The sequence below is a fragment of the Psychrobacillus sp. FSL K6-1464 genome, from assembly GCF_038003145.1.
Taxonomy (GTDB): Bacteria; Bacillota; Bacilli; order Bacillales_A; family Planococcaceae; genus Psychrobacillus; species Psychrobacillus psychrotolerans.
This window is the reverse complement of record NZ_JBBOOP010000001.1, coordinates 2,873,239-2,886,689: the sequence shown is the minus strand read 5'-3', so window position 1 is coordinate 2,886,689 and position 13,451 is coordinate 2,873,239. Positions and strand designations below refer to the sequence as shown.

15 protein-coding genes are annotated in these 13,451 nt (G+C 36.0%); 10 read left to right on the top strand and 5 right to left on the bottom strand.

Features of this window, described 5'->3' with window-relative positions; all coding sequences use genetic code 11:
* The first annotated feature begins 43 nt into the window (after positions 1-43).
* Both MKX39_RS14710 and MKX39_RS14705 read left to right on the top strand, forming a co-directional pair.
* Positions 44-481, top strand: a complete 438-nt coding sequence (locus tag MKX39_RS14710; RefSeq protein WP_340770045.1) for a hypothetical protein — start codon at positions 44-46, stop codon at positions 479-481.
* Positions 482-544: 63 nt separating this feature from the next.
* Positions 545-1,384, top strand: a complete 840-nt coding sequence (locus tag MKX39_RS14705) for a DUF2785 domain-containing protein (protein ID WP_340770043.1) — start codon at positions 545-547, stop codon at positions 1,382-1,384.
* Between the two features lie 46 nt (positions 1,385-1,430).
* Here MKX39_RS14705 and MKX39_RS14700 read toward each other — a convergent pair whose 3' ends face one another.
* The 4 genes from MKX39_RS14700 to MKX39_RS14685 all read right to left on the bottom strand — a co-directional run bounded on the left by MKX39_RS14700 (position 1,431) and on the right by MKX39_RS14685 (position 5,911).
* Positions 1,431-2,570 (bottom strand): zinc-dependent alcohol dehydrogenase, encoded by a 1,140-nt coding sequence (locus tag MKX39_RS14700; RefSeq protein ID WP_093538165.1) that lies wholly within the window; start codon positions 2,568-2,570, stop codon positions 1,431-1,433.
* 163 nt (positions 2,571-2,733) lie between these two features.
* Positions 2,734-4,107: a 23S rRNA (uracil(1939)-C(5))-methyltransferase RlmD gene (gene rlmD / locus MKX39_RS14695; RefSeq protein WP_340763329.1), complete on the bottom strand. Its 1,374-nt coding sequence runs from the start codon at positions 4,105-4,107 to the stop codon at positions 2,734-2,736.
* Between the two features lie 42 nt (positions 4,108-4,149).
* The gene (locus MKX39_RS14690) at positions 4,150-4,962 is read right to left on the bottom strand and encodes a polysaccharide deacetylase family protein (protein ID WP_340763328.1); all 813 of its coding nucleotides are present in this window, start codon (positions 4,960-4,962) and stop codon (positions 4,150-4,152) included.
* A gap of 52 nt (positions 4,963-5,014) precedes the next feature.
* Entirely contained in the window at positions 5,015-5,911 is an 897-nt protein-coding gene (locus MKX39_RS14685) for a TIGR01777 family oxidoreductase (protein WP_340770040.1), read from the bottom strand.
* A gap of 102 nt (positions 5,912-6,013) precedes the next feature.
* Between MKX39_RS14685 and recX the strand changes: the two genes are divergently transcribed.
* The 3 genes from recX to MKX39_RS14670 are packed head-to-tail and all read left to right on the top strand — an operon-like array spanning position 6,014 to position 7,416.
* Positions 6,014-6,826: a recombination regulator RecX gene (recX, locus tag MKX39_RS14680; RefSeq protein WP_093538168.1), complete on the top strand. Its 813-nt coding sequence runs from the start codon at positions 6,014-6,016 to the stop codon at positions 6,824-6,826.
* The gene (locus MKX39_RS14675) at positions 6,819-7,148 is read left to right on the top strand and encodes a YfhH family protein (protein WP_093538169.1); all 330 of its coding nucleotides are present in this window, start codon (positions 6,819-6,821) and stop codon (positions 7,146-7,148) included. The genes recX and MKX39_RS14675 overlap by 8 nt, the downstream gene beginning before the upstream one ends.
* A 1-nt stretch (position 7,149) precedes the next feature.
* Positions 7,150-7,416: a YfhJ family protein gene (locus tag MKX39_RS14670; protein WP_340770038.1), complete on the top strand. Its 267-nt coding sequence runs from the start codon at positions 7,150-7,152 to the stop codon at positions 7,414-7,416.
* A 36-nt stretch (positions 7,417-7,452) separates the two neighbouring features.
* On the opposite strand, the gene MKX39_RS14665 is transcribed toward MKX39_RS14670, so the two are convergent.
* The gene (locus MKX39_RS14665) at positions 7,453-8,436 is read right to left on the bottom strand and encodes a metal-dependent hydrolase (RefSeq protein WP_093538171.1); all 984 of its coding nucleotides are present in this window, start codon (positions 8,434-8,436) and stop codon (positions 7,453-7,455) included.
* Between the two features lie 120 nt (positions 8,437-8,556).
* On the opposite strand from MKX39_RS14665, the gene mutY reads away from it, so the two are divergent.
* The 5 genes from mutY to MKX39_RS14640 all read left to right on the top strand — a co-directional run bounded on the left by mutY (position 8,557) and on the right by MKX39_RS14640 (position 13,428).
* Positions 8,557-9,621: an A/G-specific adenine glycosylase gene (gene mutY, locus MKX39_RS14660; protein WP_340770036.1), complete on the top strand. Its 1,065-nt coding sequence runs from the start codon at positions 8,557-8,559 to the stop codon at positions 9,619-9,621.
* Positions 9,622-9,623: 2 nt separating this feature from the next.
* The gene (fabL, locus tag MKX39_RS14655) at positions 9,624-10,370 is read left to right on the top strand and encodes an enoyl-[acyl-carrier-protein] reductase FabL (protein ID WP_093538173.1); all 747 of its coding nucleotides are present in this window, start codon (positions 9,624-9,626) and stop codon (positions 10,368-10,370) included.
* Positions 10,371-10,787: 417 nt separating this feature from the next.
* Positions 10,788-10,940, top strand: coding sequence for a gamma-type small acid-soluble spore protein (locus MKX39_RS14650; protein ID WP_245762747.1), 153 nt, complete (start codon positions 10,788-10,790; stop codon positions 10,938-10,940).
* A 137-nt stretch (positions 10,941-11,077) separates the two neighbouring features.
* Positions 11,078-11,617 (top strand): nucleoside tri-diphosphate phosphatase, encoded by a 540-nt coding sequence (ntdP, locus tag MKX39_RS14645; RefSeq protein ID WP_093538175.1) that lies wholly within the window; start codon positions 11,078-11,080, stop codon positions 11,615-11,617.
* A 59-nt stretch (positions 11,618-11,676) separates the two neighbouring features.
* Positions 11,677-13,428, top strand: a complete 1,752-nt coding sequence (locus tag MKX39_RS14640; protein WP_340770034.1) for an ABC transporter ATP-binding protein — start codon at positions 11,677-11,679, stop codon at positions 13,426-13,428.
* Positions 13,429-13,451 lie beyond the last annotated feature (23 nt).

The following is a 13,451-nucleotide window of genomic DNA, read 5'->3' as shown; positions in this document are numbered from 1 at the left end:
TATAATCAATAAATACACTACTTCAAAAAAAGGAGTGGAATCGATGATAACGCTGAATGCAGAAAAAAAGTATATAAATTTACTTCTATACTTGCTTCTCATAGCTTTTGTGCTTGTCACATACACCTTGGATTTATATCCAGCAGCACATCAAATAGATTATAGTGATGAGCAATCTTTTACTATAACTAAGAAAGGTATGCTTCACTCGGAGCAACTCAAGGTTATCAAAACAGAGGAATCCACCTTAAAAGTTGCGCTGATAGATTATGAGGTAAATTTTCTGAAGGCACTTTGGCTTGCGGGTATTATAGTATTCTCCATGTTCTTTATTAATCTTGTTAACTTACTGGAACAAGGGAGTATTAAGCCAGCCCTTATAATATCAGCTATTTATATCGTTATTTTTATAGGGGCTCTTTTTGTCTATATAGATAGATTCCTTTTTGTAAATGAAGTAATTAAGAAATTAATAGTTTGAAGATCAACTAAAATGAAAAATAGATATTGTTTAATGAAGTATGGAAGGAAATGATATTTTCAAATGGAAGCAATGGAACTTAAAGAGATATTATCGGAGCTTAAAAGTGGGGAAAGAATTTGGGAAGCCGAGGAAACAGTCATTATTATCAAATCGATGATTGAACATATTGGTTCTTCAGATGGCGAGTTGAGGGACCAATTAATATATAGCTGGTTTTATCATTTAATAATAAAAAAGAATTTGCTAGATCAGGATCTGTTGAAGGAACTATTAGAAGTGGCACTAAAGGATTTGTTATTGAAAGGTATTGGAGAGAAAGACACAGATACTGTATTCACAAGGTCTTTTACTACTCTTTTAATAGCACTTATACTATCAAAAGACAACGAAGATGACTTTCTTAGCCAAGATGTAATTTTGCAAGTAAAAAATAAAATAGTAGATTATATTAATCTTGAAAAAGACTTAAGAGGATATATTCCATATAAAGGGTGGGCTCACAGTGTAGCGCATGTCGCAGATACTTTGGATGAATTGATAAAAAGTAAAAAAGTGGACGTAAAGTACTTTGGAGAAATCTTAAATGTACTGTGGGATAAAGTCCTTGTTTCCACTACTGTTTACATTCACGAAGAGGAGGAAAGAATATTAGTTCCAATACTGGAGATGCTCGAACGAGGCCTAGAAATAAAAGAAATACAATCATTGTTACAGCAAATACCAGATGAATTACATAAACAGAAAATGTTAGTGAAGGAAGAAGAGTATTGGTATTTATATGCAAACTGCAAGTCATTCTTAAAAAGCTTTTTGATTGAAGTTCAAAAAAGACCAAAATTATATCCTTTGCAAAAAAGTATTGAAGATTGCCTTGAATCGGAATGGAATCTTATGTCATGAGAAAAGGACAGACAAGTTGAATGTCTGTCCAATGTATTATATATAATTAAGGTTTTAACACGAATTTAATACTTTCTTCTTCATGATCATGGAAAGTTTTGTAAGCATCGCTAGCTTTGTCTAATGGCATACTATGTGTAATAATTTCTTTCGGATCGAATTCACCGTTCGTAATTTTATCAAATAAGGTAGGCATATAATGTACAACTGGGGCTTGTCCCATTTTTAGGGTTACATTTCGTTCGAAAATATTACCTAGTGGGAACATATTATACAATGACCCGTAAACGCCTGTTAATTGAATTGTCCCAAACTTTCTTACTGCGTTTATTCCGATATCTAGAGCACTTAATGTTCCACCCTGGAGTTTTAGCTTTTGTTCCACTTTTTCAACCATCGACATTTTACCGTCCATACCTACACAGTCAATCACTACGTCTACTCCACCGTTAGTAATTTCTTTAATATGTGAACCCATATCATCGTATTGTTCAAAATTATACACTTCAACATTATTCATCTTTATAGAATGTTTTAAACGATAATCTAAATGATCCACTGCAATTACTCTCTTTGCACCTTTCATCCAAGCAAACTTCTGTACCATCAGACCGATAGGACCTGCTCCTAAAACGGCAACGGTGTCTCCTTCTTTCATGCCAGAGTTTTCAACACTCCAATAGGCAGTTGGAAGAACATCTGAAAGAAATAACAAAGATTCATCTTCTAGTTCACAAGATTCCGGTATTAAAAACGGCAGATAGTTTCCATATGGTACACGTAAGTATTCTGCCTGACCCCCAGGGAAATTACCATAACGTTCGGTAAAACCAAAGTAACCCCCTGTGTCCAAGGCTGGATTATCATTAGAGTTATCGCATTGGCTTTCCATCTCATTTTGACAATAAAAACATTCGCCACATGATACGTTAAATGGAATAACTACTCTATCTCCTTTTTTAACTTTCGTTACTGCTGGTCCAACCTCTTCCACTATTCCCATTGGTTCATGCCCGATGACATAGTCCTTTCGAGTAGGCATGGCACCTCTATAAATATGAAGATCTGATCCACAAATTGCTGTAGTGGTAATACGTACGAGGATATCATCCTGTTTTTCTAATTTGGCATCTGGAACTTCTTTTACTTGGACATCTTTGGCACCTTGATATGTGACAGCTTTCAAAAAAATCTCCTCCTTTAAAAGTATGTTCAATTTAATCTTTCCCTATGATCTCCAAATTAAAACTCACGAAGATATGATGAGGGTGGGGAGTGAGAAAAGTAGTAATCATTAAAATCTGGTAGAAAAAATAAAAATCCCGAGAAATAATTCTCGGGATTTTTTATTATTTTAGTATTAATAATGTTACTGCTTCAACATGTGCAGTTTGAGCAAACATATCAACAGGCTGGATGTATTCTATATTGTAAATTTCTTTAAGAGCAGCTAAATCCTTCGCAAGTGTCGATGGGTTACATGATGTGTAAACAAAACGTTTTGGTTTAATATCCAAGATCGTTTTTAACAATTCATCATCTAAACCTGCGCGTGGTGGATCTACTGTTAATACATCTGGAACGAATCCTTCATTTTTCCACTTTTGTAACCAATGTTGTGCTGTACCATGTACATATTGCGTATTTTTGAAGCCATTTCGCTTGGCATTCTTTTTAGCATCTTGAACAGATTCTTGAATAATATCCATACCACGAACCTCTTTGGCATTTTTTGCAAGCCATAGTCCGATGGTGCCGACACCACAATAAGCATCTACGATTGTTTCTTCTCCTGTAAGAGCCGCAGCTTTTTCGATCTCATTGTACAAATGCACTGTTTGTTCCGGATTTAACTGGAAGAATGCACGAGCAGATAAATCGAAAGCTAATTCTCCAAGCTTTTCATGAATCGTTTCTTTCCCATGTAAGTTAATCGTCGTATCACCAAATATTAGCGAAGTATCTTCTGCATTGATATTCTGACTAATGGACACTATATTAGGATCAATTGCTCTTATTTTTTGAACTAGTTCTTCTTTTTGATGCATTTTCTTTTGAGTTGTCACAAGGGTAACTTGAATTTGTCCAGTTTTCATACCCGTACGAACGACAATTGTACGTACGACTCCTTTAGAATTTCTTCCATCATAGATAGAAATTTTCATTTCTTCCAGGAATCTTTTTATTTCATTTGTAATATGGGTAGTAGCCGGGTGTTGAACGGAACATTCGTTAATATCGATTAACATATTGGATTCTTCCGCGTATAATCCAGCAATAACTTTATCGCCTAATTCTCTCACTTGGAATTGGCTTTTGTTGCGATAGTGCCATGGGTTTTCCATGCCAATCGTTGGTCTTACATCAATTGATGGGGCTAAGTCTTTCACATATCGTTCTAAAGCCTGTATAACTAAATCTCTTTTTACAAGCAGCTGACTTTCATAAGTCATGTGCTGTAACTGACATCCCCCACAAGATTCATATACTGGGCAAGGTGGAGTAACACGATGCGGAGACGGTTCTCTTAATGTTTTAACTTCTGCTTCGGCATACTTAGGATTTGCTACTGTCACTTTCGCAGTAATTACTTCTCCTGGAAGTGCACCTTTAACAAAAACAACATTACGTTTAAAGAATCCAACGCCTTCTCCATTGATACCAAGTCGTTTAATCGTCAGGGGGAATTCTTGTCCTACTTCTATAACTGATTTTTCACTCATACCTTCACGTCCTTTATAATCTTCCTTCTATTATAAAGGAGTTTATTCAGGAAGCAAAGTAAGCGGAATATCCAGATTATTCATGACTAGATCATCTAGTGTTCCAAATGTATAGCCCATTTTTCTAGCATCCTTGATGAACATTGGTAAGCCCTCTGCATTATCAGGAGATACTGTGTGCATTAAGATGATTGCACCAGGGTGGATTTGGGACATTAGCTCATCATAAGCATATTTACCGCCTTTTTTCTGATCCTTATGCCAATCAATAAAAGCTACAGACCAAAAGATATGCTGATGTCCTATTTCATTGGCAGCCTCTAGTACTTGTTCGTTAAAAATGCCTTCCGGTGGCCGAGTGACGGTTGTTCGGGTTAATGAAGTTAGTTCACTTAAACGTTTATCAAATTTTTGCAGTTCTTTTTTGACACCTTCCTTAGAGAGCCTTGCTAAGTTCGGGTGTCCATATGAATGGTTGCCAATCTGGTGTCCCTCTGCAATCATTCTTTTTACTAAAGGAGTTGCACTTTCTAAATAGTGCCCAGTTAAAAAGAATGTAGCTTGAATGTTTTCAGCTTTCAAAGTATCTAAAATACTTTCGGTATAGCCGTTTTCATAGCCGTTATCGAATGTAAAATATAGAATTTTTTCATCTGCAGATCCCTTATATATGGAACCATGTTTTTTGAGCAAGGCATCCATTTCTCCACCTGCTTCTGCTTGTTGTTCATTTGTAGCTTTTTTTAAGCCCCAATGTATTTCCTTATCAGCTTGGGCAGAAAAAGGTTTATTCATAAATCCAATACTTAAAATGATTGTTGCAATAATAATTCCTACTAGGTGAGATTTCCACATAAAAACGCAACCTTTCTTTTTTAAGTAGGTTGCGCCAATAAGAGTTAGTTATTCATTTATAAATAGCGCGTAAAGCACTTTCTAAATTAGGAAAATGGAATGTATAACCTTCATCCAGTAGAACCTGTGGTATAACATGTTGGCCTTCTATGACAAGCTGACTTTTTTCACCTAAAGCAAACTTTAAAGCAAAAGATGGAACGGGAAAATAATGTGGCCTTTTCAATACAGTTGCTAAGGTTTTTCCAAAATCGTTCATCTTTTTTGCATGGGGCGCAGTAATATTAAATGGACCATTAATGGGTTGTTCTATTGCAAATAATAAGGCACTTGCAACATCTTTAACATGTACCCATGACATCCAATTATCACCTGTTCCAATAGGTCCACCAACAAAAAGCTTGTATGGTAATGCCATCAATGGAAGTGCACCTTCAGATTTACCTAAAATAATTCCGAATCTACCATAAGCAACACGTATCTGAAGCTCTTCTGCACTTTTAGCTTTCAGCTCCCAATCTCGAACTGTTCGAGCTAGAAAGTCAGTACCAACTTCTTTCGATTTTTCTGTATATCTTGTACTAGTCGAGGCTGGATAAATGCCAATCGCACTTGCATTTACTAGTACTTTAGGTTTTACAGCAAGCGCTTTTAATATCCGGAGCAGTTCATCCGTTGTTTGCATCCGACTGTCATAGATTTTTTGTTTTTGTACTTCTGTCCATGGCCCATTATTAATGGACTCACCAGCCAGATTTACAAAAGCATCGATGCCTTCTAACTGTTTTTCAGGGTGGGCATTTTCAGATAGCCACTGTACATATGTTATGCCATGTTCCGTTCCCTGTTTAGAACGAGATAGTATATATACATCATGGCCTTTTTGCAACAGTAACTCTGTCAGTTCGCTTCCTACAAATCCAGTTCCTCCAGTAATTGCAATTTTCATTTATCTTCAACCTCCTTCTTAGTTTTATCATAACAGTTCAATCATTTATCACCAACCAACTTATACGCTATAATTGAAGAAAGGCGAATGGAGAGAGTGAAAATGCCGGTTATTACGAGAATTGGACGACAAAAGAATAATAATGAACGGTATAATTTATATTTGGATGAAAAGTATGCATTTAGTTTGGATGAAGCAGTTCTGATCAAGTACCAATTATCTAAGGGCAAAGTCATCGAAGAATTTACACTAGATGAAATTGTTTTTGACGATGAAGTAAGAAAGGCGTTTAACAAAGCCATTAACTTTTTAAGTTACCGTATGAGAAGTGAGTACGAAGTAAAACAAAAACTATTGCAAAATGAGTATGGTGAAGCTGTTATATTAGAAGCAATTCGAAAATTATATGAGTATGGCTTTCTTAATGATGAAAGCTTTACGAAAGCCTTAGTAGAAACACAAAAGAAAAATAGCAAAAAAGGACCGACTGCAATACGTCAGGAACTGAAGAAAAAAGGAATTGATAAAGATCTTCAAGAGAAAGTATTGGGCAATTATTCAGAAGAAGAGCAAGTAGATATAGCGAGAACTTTGGCAGAAAAGATTATCAATCAAAATCAGGATAAAACACCAAGGCAGATAAAACAAAAAGTCCAAGATACACTTCAAAGAAAAGGTTATAATTTTAGTATAATTACCCAAGCACTTTCAACATTCGAATTAGAAAAAAATGAAGAAGAATGGATCGATATAATTGCTACGCAGGGAGACAAAATTTGGCGAAAACATTCGGCTAAATATAAAGGAAACGATTTACGAAGACGTATAAAGACAGCGTTATATCAAAAAGGTTTTCCTGCAGAACAAATTGATCTATATATAGAAAAGAAGGAGTTGGAAGAGCAAGATGAGTGAAAAAAAATATGGTGATATGACTGTACCAGAGCTTAGAACGGAAATTGCAAATTTAAAAGAGAAATCACGAAAAGCCGAGCAACTAGGAATAGTAAATGAATATGCCGTTTACGAAAGAAAAGCATTGATGGCCCAAGCTTTTCTAATAGATCCTGCTACTATTAAACCAGGTGAGATGTACCGAATTATTGGAGATCCTGGTGTGTTTTTTCAGGTAGAATACTTAAAAGGAAGATTTGCATGGGGTTACAGATTAGGTGGAGAAAAATATGAAGAAGCCTTGCCAATCTCAATGCTAGAATCACTGGAGGAAAGAAAATAATATGCAAACAAAAATAGATGAATTAACTTTCGCACTTCTAGAAAAAAATGATAAGCTATCTGCTGCAAAGGCAAGAGCTTGGATAGAGTTACTATGGTCAGACTTTGAATCCTCGTATGCCAAAGCTGGATATGATTATAAAGGGGTTGCTGTCACAGAAATGGTCATTAGAAAATGGATAGATGGCTACGGTGCACAGCTACATGAATTTGCAAATACGAACGAGAAGTATAAACATTTATTGGAGACCGACGATTTTAGCAATTAAAAACGCTAGGAAATGTATCCTAGCGTTTTTTCTTTATTAGTTATGTGGGATAAAATCTAGCTTTTTACGTAGCTTATCCTCACTGAATATCCAACCTGTGTAGGAATTGACTATTTCTAGATCTTCATTTAAATGTGCCACGGCTACGAATGGATAAAAGTCATTACTGCGATATCGTAAGTCAATTAGTCTTACTTCATATATATGCTCAAATTCCGTAATCTCCCAGCGGTAAATAGGAGAAAACGAAGTAAATGCACTCATATTTTGGTCTTTCAAAGCAGCTTTTACTAAATCAGATTCGGGCAGCGGATTACGTTCGAACTTATCATAAATAGTGATAGATCTGCCGTATGCTCTTCCTACATAATGATGTGTTTTGGAATTTGCAGCTACTCTCCATTGAAAAAATTTCATCGTAGGTGCAACAATAATTTCATCTGCATCGGGAATAGTATGCTTAACAGAATTTTTCACTGCATGCTGTACGGCGAATCGTAAAATATAGTACAGGAAAATAATAGCGTACATAGTAAGAAAAGTTGGTACAGGATTTAAGCTTAACATCCATAAAAGTATACCAACCACATGAATACCAAAAATAATTGGATCAAATGTATTAATAACTCCCAGGGCGACCCATTTCTTTGAAAATGGCCTTAAAGCTTGAGTTCCATAAGAATTGAAGATATCTACAAAAACATGTACAAATACAGCAAGAAAAGTCCATAACCATAAATGCAGTAAATTGGCTTCAGGGAAAATAAGCCATAACACACCTGCTATTAAAATAGGCCATAAAATAACGGCTGGAATTGAGTGAGTAATTCCACGATGATGTCGAATATAAACTGCATTATTGCGTAATTTTAGAACAGTATCTATATCAGGGGCTTGAGAGCCTATAATTGTACCTGCTATAACTGCAGTCGTTGTAAGTGTGCTCCCTGCAACAACGGGGTCAATAAGTGAGAGACCGCCTAGTGCAACACCCATAACAACATGTGTACCTGTGTCCATACAACCAGCTCCTTTAGGATTACAGCTTACTACATCTTAAAATAGATTAGTTAAAAAACAAAGCCGCTACTATTCATATACCCAAATTTAATGTCAATAATCGCAAGGAAGGATTTTACAGTGAACGAATTATACAAAAAAAATGTTAGAGAATCCCTAGTTTCATGGTTTTTAGAAGAAAAACGTGACTTGCCGTGGAGGAAAACAACAGACCCATATAAAATTTGGGTTTCCGAAGTAATGCTACAACAAACAAAAGTGGATACGGTTATTCCTTATTATGAAAGATTTATCGCAAAATATCCTTCACCACAATCATTAGCTGATGCAGAAGAAGGAGAACTACTAAAAGAGTGGGAAGGATTAGGTTATTATTCTCGTGCCAGAAACTTACAGAGTGGTGTTAAAGAAGTAGTTGAACATTATAATAGCGTTGTACCTTCCAATCGAAAAGAAATTTCCAAGTTGAAGGGTATTGGTCCATATACTGCTGGTGCTATTTTAAGTATTGCATACGGAGTGCCAGAACATGCTGTAGATGGCAATGTTATGCGTGTACTTTCTAGAGTCTTATTGATAAAAGAAGACATTGCGAAGCCAAAAACAAAGAAAATATTTGAAGAGGCAGTAATGGATTTGATAGATCGTGAAAATCCCTCTGCCTTTAACCAAGGTCTTATGGAACTAGGTGCAGTAATTTGTACCCCAACTAAACCAAAATGTCTTTTGTGTCCATTAAGAGAAAATTGCTCTGCATTTTTTGAAGGTGTGCAAGATGAGTTGCCTATAAAAACAATTCAAAAGAAATCAAAGACCCATAAAGTGAAAACAGTAGTTATACAGAATAAAAATGGACATGTATTACTTGAAAAACGAGCTTCTAAAGGCTTACTAGCGAATATGTGGCAATTCCCAATGGTAGAGTTACCAACGCCTAATCATACAGTAGAAGAGATTGTCGAACATGATTACGGAATAGAGATTGAAAAAGGTCCGTTAATCAATGAGTTTAAACATGTGTTTTCGCACCTAGTATGGGAAATGGAGAGTTTTGAAGCAATCTTGAAGCAGGAAAAAGAGCTTCCTAATCGTTGTAAGTGGCTTACAATAGAAGAAATAAATCTACAACCGATGCCCGTCCCGATGTTGAAAATTTGGAATGCATGGAAAGAGAGGGAGATTTAAAAATGACAACAAATAAAGTAGCTTTAGTTACAGGTAGTAGCAGAGGTTTAGGGAAAGCTATAGCTATCGAACTTGCCAAAAACGGATATGATATCGTCGTAAACTATGCTCGAAGTAAAACCGCTGCTCTTGAGACAGTGAAGGAAATTGAAAACCTAGGAAGAAAAGCACTTTTAGTAAAGGCGAATGTAGGAGATGTGGAAAAGCTTCGTGATATGTTCCACACTATTAAAGAAGAGTTTGGTCGTTTAGACATTTTTGTTAGCAATGCTGCTTCCGGTGTTTTAAGACCTATTATGGAATTAGAGGAATCACATTGGGACTGGACAATGAATATTAACGCCAAAGGAATGTTATTTGGTGCCCAAGAAGCGGCTAAGTTAATGCCAGACGGTGGGAAAATTTTGGGGATCAGTTCTTTAGGGTCTATCCGTTATTTAGAAAACTACACAACAGTCGGAGTTTCAAAAGCCGCAATAGAATCACTCACAAGGTATTTAGCAGTGGAGCTTGCACCTAAAGGAATTGTAGTAAATACTGTATCTGGTGGTGCGCTCGACACAGACGCACTCAAGCATTTTCCAAATCGAGATGAATTATTAGACGATGCAAGAGTAAATACACCAGCAGGACGGATGGTAGAAATAGATGACATGGTCAAAACAGCTATGTTCTTGCTCTCTGATGACGCTTCCATGATTAGAGGCCAAACAATTATTGTCGATGGCGGCAGATCGTTAAAAATGTAGTGTCTTACACTACCAATAATCTTTCAGCTAGGAAGACATAAATGCGTAGCGTGCGACGGCCACATCTGAGTAAAACTTCTTATATTGGTATAATGAAGACTGTCTATCTAAACTTGAAGGCGAAGATGCAAATGTAAGCTAGATTCATAAATGACTATCTATTTATAGTAGCTATATACTTCATACACAGTGGTCGGTTGGATGTGCGCCTTCCAAGCCGCATGAGCGCGAAGAATGAGACTTTAAAAGGGTGAAGGAACGGAGTAACTCATCCTTAAAGGCTCATGCGTAGCGTGCGGCAGCGCACATCCGTGTAGAAATTTCCTTTATTGCTAGTACTCTATATGAAATTGACTCAAAGAATGAATAAAATTATGCCATCTGCACATGATAGGAATGTACGGAGGTGAACAATCCATGAAGAATAACAGAAAACAGCAGAACCAAAACCAAGAGTTTGCTTCTGAAACTGATATTCAAAAAGTTAAAGAACAAAATCGTCAAGCAGAGTTGAAAAAACAACAAGCTAGCGGCCCACAAGCAAATCGTTCTTCTAACCGAACTAAATAACATGGATTCACCAAAAATCAGCGAGGGTAAATAACCCTCGCTGATTTTTTTACTATAGTTTTTTACATTGAATTGCTATAATAAGAAAATAAGTATAAAAATTCTAAATTTACGCTTGATGAAAAGGTGGCTAAATCATGGCGATTCCAAATGAAGGAGAAACTATTCAAATTCACAGCTACAAGCATAATGGTCGAATCCACCGGGTCTGGCAAGAAACGATGGTTTTAAAAGGAACCAAAAATATTGTAATTGGAGCAAATGAACGAACACTTGTAATTGAATCCGATGGTAGAACTTGGATTACTAGAGAACCTTCTATTTGTTACTTTCATGCAGAATATTGGTTTAACATTATTTGTATGCTACGAGAAGATGGTGTATACTATTACATCAACATGAGTTCTCCATTTGTCTATAACAATGGAATGCTAAAGTACATTGATTATGATTTAGATGTGAAGGTATTTCCTGATATGACCTACACAATTCTGGATGAAGACGAATATGAGCAACATAAAAAAGAAATGAAGTATCCAGAAGAAATTGATGGTATTTTAAATCGAAATGTCGAGAAGCTCATTTCCTGGATCAAACAAAGAAAAGGTCCGTTTGCACCAGATTTTATTGAGGCTTGGACAAGTCGTTATCATTTTCAAAAACAGTTGAATGAGTAGTTAGAGAAACCTGTTGAAATATGCAACAGGTTTTTCTCATGGTAGAAGGGAGTTTTTATATGAATTCGATGAAAAGATATATGGAATTTGTAAAACCGTATAACTTTCAAATTTTCTTGACAATCGTCATAGGGGTTATAAAATTTGCTATCCCATTATTTATTCCGATTCTTATCAAGATTGTAATTGATGATATTATCGGAGCAGAAGCATTAACCAATGATGAAAAAATGACTCAATTAATATATTGGCTTGGCGGGACTGCATTAGTATTCTTAATCGTTCGACCACCAATAGAGTATTATAGACAATACTTAGCGCAATTAGTGAGTAATAAAATCTTGTTTGATATACGTAAGAAAATGTATATCCATTTACAAAAGCTTAGCTTAAAGTACTACTCCAACACGCGTGCTGGCGAGGTTATTTCTCGAGTTATCAATGATGTGGAGCAGACGAAAAACTTTGTCATGATTGGATTGATGAACGTCTGGTTGGACCTAGCGACTATTTTAATCGCTATCGGCATCATGTTAACGATGAATGTAAAGCTTACTTTAGTTACATTATTAGCATTTCCGTTCTATGCATTCAGCGTTAAATACTTCTTCGGAAGATTACGGGATTTAACAAAAGAGCGTTCTCAAGCATTAGCTGGTGTTCAAAGTTACTTACATGAGCGTGTACAAGGAATGAGTATTATTAAAACCTTTACACTAGAAAAACATGAACAAAAATTATTTAATGAGACAAATGGAGAATTTTTAGATGCAGCAGTAAAACAAACAGTATGGAACGCAAAAGCATTTGCAGTAGTTAATACGATTACAGATATTGCTCCTTTACTTGTTATTGCTTATGCGGGTTATGAAGCTATTCATGGAAGACTTTCTGTAGGGACAATGGCTGCATTTATTGCTTATGTGGAGCGCTTATACAGCCCGTTAAGACGTTTAGTCAATTCATCCACAACATTAACGCAATCATTCGCTTCGATGGATCGTGTATTTGAGCTAATGGATGAAGAGTATGATATTGTCGATAAAAAAGGTGCTTCTACTTTAGGGACCTCTAGCGGAGAAGTGACATTTTCTAACGTATCATTCCAGTATGAAAAAGATGGACATATGATTTTAGAGGATATCGATTTCCGTGTTAATGCAGGAGAAACAGTAGCTTTTGTAGGTATGAGTGGCGGTGGTAAATCGACTATTATTAGCTTAATTCCTAGATTTTATGATGTTACTAAGGGACAAATACTAATTGACGGTAAGGATGTTCGTGATGTCACCATTGAATCCTTAAGAAAGCAAATTGGTATAGTGCTACAAGATAATATTCTTTTTAGTGATTCAGTCAAGTCCAATATATTAATGGGGAAACCTGGTGCTACAGATGAAGAAGTAATGGAAGCGGCTATAGCAGCAAACGCACATGACTTTATCATGGAGCTTCCTGAAGGATATGAAACAAAAGTCGGAGAGCGTGGCGTGAAACTTTCAGGAGGTCAAAAGCAGCGTGTTGCGATCGCCAGAGTATTTTTGAAAAATCCATCTATTTTAGTTCTAGATGAAGCAACTTCAGCATTAGACTTAGAGAGTGAATCTTTAATACAGGATTCTTTAGAGAAGCTAGCTTCCAATCGTACGACCATAATCGTAGCACACCGTCTATCTACTATTACGCATGCCGATAATATAATCGTTATTGAAAATGGTAAAGTGATTGAGAACGGTTCACATGCGCAATTGATGAAACAAAAAAATACTTATTACAATCTATTTCAAATTCAACAACTTGATACAGAATAATTACTCAAACATCTTATAAGTGT

Excerpts from the sequence above, each read along its gene's own strand:
- MKX39_RS14710 (WP_340770045.1), top strand. The coding sequence starts at position 44 with ATGATAACGCTGAATGCAGAAAAAAAGTATATAAATTTACTTCTATAC.
- MKX39_RS14705 (WP_340770043.1), top strand. The coding sequence starts at position 545 with ATGGAAGCAATGGAACTTAAAGAGATATTATCGGAGCTTAAAAGTGGG.
- rlmD (WP_340763329.1), bottom strand. The coding sequence starts at position 4,107 with ATGAGTGAAAAATCAGTTATAGAAGTAGGACAAGAATTCCCCCTGACG.
- MKX39_RS14690 (WP_340763328.1), bottom strand. The coding sequence starts at position 4,962 with ATGTGGAAATCTCACCTAGTAGGAATTATTATTGCAACAATCATTTTA.
- MKX39_RS14685 (WP_340770040.1), bottom strand. The coding sequence starts at position 5,911 with ATGAAAATTGCAATTACTGGAGGAACTGGATTTGTAGGAAGCGAACTG.
- recX (WP_093538168.1), top strand. The coding sequence starts at position 6,014 with ATGCCGGTTATTACGAGAATTGGACGACAAAAGAATAATAATGAACGG.
- MKX39_RS14675 (WP_093538169.1), top strand. The coding sequence starts at position 6,819 with ATGAGTGAAAAAAAATATGGTGATATGACTGTACCAGAGCTTAGAACG.
- MKX39_RS14670 (WP_340770038.1), top strand. The coding sequence starts at position 7,150 with ATGCAAACAAAAATAGATGAATTAACTTTCGCACTTCTAGAAAAAAAT.
- MKX39_RS14665 (WP_093538171.1), bottom strand. The coding sequence starts at position 8,436 with ATGGACACAGGTACACATGTTGTTATGGGTGTTGCACTAGGCGGTCTC.
- fabL (WP_093538173.1), top strand. The coding sequence starts at position 9,624 with ATGACAACAAATAAAGTAGCTTTAGTTACAGGTAGTAGCAGAGGTTTA.
- MKX39_RS14650 (WP_245762747.1), top strand. The coding sequence starts at position 10,788 with ATGAAGAATAACAGAAAACAGCAGAACCAAAACCAAGAGTTTGCTTCT.
- ntdP (WP_093538175.1), top strand. The coding sequence starts at position 11,078 with ATGGCGATTCCAAATGAAGGAGAAACTATTCAAATTCACAGCTACAAG.
- MKX39_RS14640 (WP_340770034.1), top strand. The coding sequence starts at position 11,677 with ATGAATTCGATGAAAAGATATATGGAATTTGTAAAACCGTATAACTTT.